This is a genomic window from Mesorhizobium sp. M4A.F.Ca.ET.090.04.2.1 (assembly GCF_003999085.1).
Classification (GTDB): domain Bacteria; phylum Pseudomonadota; class Alphaproteobacteria; order Rhizobiales; family Rhizobiaceae; genus Mesorhizobium.
On sequence record NZ_RZOT01000498.1, the window covers coordinates 1 to 4,641 of the forward strand.

Annotated in this window: 6 protein-coding genes; 3 read left to right on the forward strand and 3 right to left on the reverse strand. The window is 63.2% G+C overall.

Annotation, left to right across the window (positions count from 1 at the left end; translation table 11 throughout):
• Positions 1–151 precede the first annotated feature (151 nt).
• A complete protein-coding gene (locus tag EN781_RS26545) occupies positions 152–949 on the forward strand; it encodes an RNA methyltransferase (protein WP_126058599.1) in 798 nt (265 codons plus the stop codon).
• On the opposite strand, the gene EN781_RS26550 is transcribed toward EN781_RS26545, so the two are convergent.
• The 3 genes from EN781_RS26550 to EN781_RS26560 form a co-directional block, all read right to left on the reverse strand.
• Positions 897–1,226: a hypothetical protein gene (locus EN781_RS26550; RefSeq protein ID WP_126058598.1), complete on the reverse strand. Its 330-nt coding sequence runs from the start codon at positions 1,224–1,226 to the stop codon at positions 897–899. The two genes, EN781_RS26545 and EN781_RS26550, sit on opposite strands and share 53 nt — an antisense overlap.
• 41 nt (positions 1,227–1,267) lie before the next feature.
• Positions 1,268–2,428, reverse strand: coding sequence for a hypothetical protein (locus EN781_RS26555; RefSeq protein WP_127400488.1), 1,161 nt, complete (start codon positions 2,426–2,428; stop codon positions 1,268–1,270).
• Positions 2,429–2,579: 151 nt separating this feature from the next.
• Positions 2,580–3,161, reverse strand: coding sequence for a DUF1134 domain-containing protein (locus EN781_RS26560; RefSeq protein WP_126058596.1), 582 nt, complete (start codon positions 3,159–3,161; stop codon positions 2,580–2,582).
• A 362-nt stretch (positions 3,162–3,523) separates the two neighbouring features.
• On the opposite strand from EN781_RS26560, the gene EN781_RS26565 reads away from it, so the two are divergent.
• Together EN781_RS26565 and EN781_RS26570 are read left to right on the forward strand one after the other, a co-directional pair.
• Positions 3,524–4,153, forward strand: coding sequence for a histidine phosphotransferase family protein (locus EN781_RS26565; RefSeq protein WP_126058595.1), 630 nt, complete (start codon positions 3,524–3,526; stop codon positions 4,151–4,153).
• A gap of 248 nt (positions 4,154–4,401) precedes the next feature.
• A partial coding sequence (locus EN781_RS26570) for a response regulator (protein ID WP_145965634.1) occupies positions 4,402–4,641 on the forward strand: 240 nt, incomplete at its 3' end.

Here is a 4,641-nt window from a genome sequence, read left to right on the forward strand (position 1 = left end):
GTCCCAGATGGCCCATCGGCTGCGGCGCGCCGGGGCTTGACCGGCAGGCCCGATCGCTCCTTACCTCGCTGACGATCGCCAGAGCGTGGCTTGGGTCCAGACGGACCCACGAGCCACGCTCCGGCACTTTGAATCCTCGGCTGGGCAGCGCATGGACCTTATCCGCATCGACGATCCAGGTGACCCGCGCGTCGCCGCCTATCTCGATATCCGCGAGCGCGATCTCGTTGGCCGTCACGGCCGTTTCGTCGCCGAGGGCAAGGTGGTGCTCGACGTGCTCTTCTCGGCCGGCCGCTTTGCCGCCGAATCGGTGCTGGTCCTCGAAAATCGGCTGGCGGGCCTCGACACCACCTTGCGCAAGGCTCCGGCTGACCTTCCGGTCTATATCGCCACCAGCGAGATCATCGACGGGATCGCCGGGTTCCACATGCATCGCGGCATATTGGCGATCGGCAGCAGGGGTCCGGCGCAGTCCGCCGAGGCCTTGCTCGACACCTTGCCCGGCGGCGCGCTTATCGTCGTTCTCGTCGGCATTGCCAACCACGACAATATGGGCGCGATCTTCCGCAACGCCGCCGCCTTCGGCGCCGATGCGGTCTTTATGGACGCGACCTGCTGCGATCCGTTGTACCGAAAAGCCATTCGCGTGTCGGTCGGCGCGGCGCTGAAAGTCCCCTTCGCATCCTTTGACGACACCGCCGCTTTCACCGCCCTGCTCGATCAGTCGGGCTTTGGCCAGTTCGCGCTGTCGCCAAGCGGCGAGACAGATATCCGCGATGCGCAGAGGTCGAAGCGGCTGGCGCTCTATCTCGGCACCGAAGGCGAAGGCCTGCCCGAGGGCTTGCTCTCCCAATTGCGCACGGTGCGGATCGCTATGGCGCAAGGCTTCGACAGCCTCAATGTCGCGGCCGCATCGGCAATCGCGCTGCATCATTTTTCGCGCGGCTGACATCGCCTATGAGAGACGTGGTCGAAGACTGATCTGGTTTCGGAACGATGCGCGTCGTGCCGATCTCACTCGGGGCGGCCTCGATCCTGAAGACCTCCATGTCGTCTGCCAGCGGCACTGGAGCGCCGGTTGCCCTCGATCGCGCATCGCAGGCCATTTCGGTGATACCCCACAGCGACGTCGCGACATCCAACAGCGCAGAAAGCAGCGGATAAAAGAGCCAGAGAGCGAGCAGGAAAACCGCGGCGACCGCACGGAGGATCATGGCATCAGACATGGTGATGCCCGGCCCTGGGTGCAAGCAGGTGGCGGTGCGCGCTACCTTCCGTTCGGCGAATGCGCCTTTTGCAGCGCCCGCACACGATCGGCAAGGCTGGTGACGCGTTCCCCATTCGCCGGTCGGCCTTCACGCGGCGGAGAGGCGAGCGCCTTGGCGATCGGCGAATCCGGTCCATCCAGCTTCATCGTCAGGTTGACGACCTCGGCGGCCAGTTCGTTCATCTGGTCGCGCAAGGCAGCACTTGCGTTGCGTGCATCATTGCCCGCACCGGACTTCGATGTTTCCCGGGCGGCAAGGTCAGTCTTGAGCCGCTTGTTCTCGCGCGCCAGTGTCGTCAGCCGCGCCTCCAGCCGCTCGCGATCGCCATCAAGCCTGGCGATCGCCTTGTCGATGTCGTTGCCGGTAACGTCGACCGTCAACGCCGCGGCAGCAGGCCCTGCGGCCTCGCCCTTCGCCCGCTCGCGATGCCGTAGCAGTTCCTTCTCGCGGCGGTCGAGCTTCTCCTCGCGATCGGCAAGCGTGGCGAGCAGCCGCTCGACCTTCTTGTCCAGTTCGCCGGTTCTCTTCTTTTCCGCCTTCAGGGCCTCGCGCGCGGCCTTGCTTTCGGCCGTCGTCTCCTGGTTGCGCCTGTCCGCTTCCTTGCGCTGGGCGCGCAGCATGGCGATGTCGTTGGCGAGCTTGTCCAGCTCGGATTCGCGTGCCACCAGCTCGATCTGGCGGTTGCTCGAGGCGAAGCTGGCATCGTCGTACATGTGCTCCAGCTTTTCCAGCTCGAGCGCGCGCTTCTCCAGCATGCGCTCCATATGCGCCAGTTTCTCGGACAGTTGGTGCAACTGCTGCTCGCGCTGGTGCAGTTCCCCGGTCCTCGCCTCGAGGTCGGAAAGCGCCTGGTTCTTGTCCTTCCGCTCGACCGCCAACCCCTTAAGCGCCTCGCGGCCGCGGCCGATCTCGACCAACTGCTCGGCGGCTTTTTCCTGCAGGGCCTTGACCATCATCTCCAGCCGTCGCGTCGACATCGCGAACTCGGCCCTGACCTGATCCTTGTCTGCCTGGATTTCGGCCAGCGTCAGCGGCATCGAAGCCTCGAGCCGCCGGCGCGTCAGCGCGACCGCCCGGCGCCAGATGGCCGGAGCGACAAGCCGCGCCAGGAAGCCGGCGCAAAGAAAGCCGAGGGCGAAAAACAGGATCGACTGGACCAAGGTGACTATCCGCTATGGATGGCGGCAACCGCCAAAGCTCGACTTTGCCACCTTGGCATGACGGAAATCCAGCGCCGCGGCAAGAGCATGCCGCGGCAAGACCTGCAACAGGCCGAAGCACTGATGTCGGATTGGCGCGGCCATGAGCTTGTCAGAACGGGTTCCAGGTCGGCCGCTGCGTAAGTTTCAGATAGCCGAGATTGACGCCGAGCCTGGCGCCGACGCCGGTCCGGATCGGAACGAGCAGGACCCTGTTGTTCTGCAGCACGTTGAAGCCGACGCCCGCCACGACATAGGCGGAGCCGGCAACGCCGCCGAACCGGTTATAGAGATTGCCTATGTCGTCGAGGTTGTAGACAAGCATCATGACGCGCGACCCCTCGCCGCCGAAGTCCCAGCCGAGCGAAGGGCCTTGCCAGAACACCTTATGGTCGCCGGCATTCTTGGTGTAGAGGGTGCCCTCGCCATAGGTCAGGCCGCCGATCAGCGCGCCGGACCCTTCCTCGCCGAGCAGGTAACCGTTCGGTAGGCCGTAGGACGCAAAAATCTTCTCGACGACCGTGGCCAGGCCGCCAGAGGTCGCGCCGAAGAACTTGTGGCCGGAATCGACGATCTCCTGAGCGGTATATTCCTGGGCCCGCAGCGCGGAGGTTGAGAAGGCGAGAACGCTGAAGAAGGCAATCGCCATGGAAATGACGCGGAAAAGATTCCGGTCGTAGTATCGGGAAAACATGCTTCCAATCTCCGTCAGGGAGCACTTTCGCCGACGCCTCGCACCCCCTCCGGCTCTTGGCGGCCGCTTGAGGTGACTTTCACGGGCAAACTATGCCGTAATCCTTTTTCAACCATTAAACTCTCACATGAAGATGGCGGTTCGAAGGCCGGGAAGCCCCGCCTCCGGCCACGAGTCGCTGCGCCGGCCCGGCATTTCTGCGCGAAAGCACCATTTTCGCCGCCGACAATTTTGGATTTGTTGCTGCACGCACAGGCGCTGTGTATTCAGAGTGCCCAGGGAGAGCGCGTGATTCGTGTTGGCGGGGCGCAACGACTGATCGCTCGGCCGTGAATACGTGAACTTTAGCAGGGACTTCGCCTATGGCCGAGCTTTTCACCCTTTCCGCACCCGACCTTGCCGCGCTCCTGTGCAGCCGGGTCTGCCACGACATCATCTCGCCGGTCGGCGCGATCAACAACGGCCTTGAATTGCTCGATGAGGGCGGCGCCGACGAAGACGCCATGAAACTGATCCGCCAGAGTGCCAAGAACGCTTCGGCCCGGCTGCAATTTGCCCGCATTGCCTTCGGCGCCGCCGGTTCCGCCGGCATGATGATCGACACCGGCGACGCCGAGGCTGTCGCCATCGCCTTCCTGAAGAACGAGAAGCCGGAGCTGGTGTGGAACGGAACCCGCGCGCTCCTGCCCAAGAACAAGGTCAAGCTGCTGCTCAACCTCATTCTCGTCGCCAACGCCGCCATCCCGCGCGGCGGCAAGCTTGTCGTCACACTCGAGAATCTCGACGCCGAGCCGCGCTTTGCGCTGTCGGCCAGCGGTCCGATGCTGCGCGTGCCGCCGAAATTCCTCGAACTGCATTCCGGTCATAAGCCCGAGGAGCCGATCGACGCCCATTCCGTCCAGCCCTACTACACGCTGCTCCTGGCGCGCGAGGCCAACATGACGATATCGATCCATGCGACAGCCGAGGAAATCGTGCTGTCGGTCGTCTGAGCGCTGTATCCGCCGGCAAGAACAGATAAAGTATTTATTCCAGATAATATTTGTGATGGAGCCTGAAATTCAGGCGAAGCAAGTTTTTCCGGCCAGTCCAGGCTGAGTTCGTGACGCAAAAGCGAACAAGGCGCATCTTTGCAAAAACTTTACCTAACGGCTTTTCCGCTTCTTTACCAGATTGAACTATGGTGGCCACGGTTACCCGCACGTTGCCGGTTCGCCGGAATGGCAAAGAGGACCCGGAAATGAAACGCTGCCTGTTCGTCGACGATTCGAGCGTCATCAGGAAGGTCGCAAAGCGCATCCTCGGTGGCTCCGACTTCACCGTGATCGAAGCGGCCAGCGGGCTTGATGCCATTGAGGTGTGCGCCGCCGACATGCCGGACGTCATCGTTGTCGACGGCGGACTGCCGGACATGCAGGCGGTGGACTTCATTCGCCGGGTGCGCGCAATGGAAAGCGCGGTCAAGCCGCAGATCCTGGTC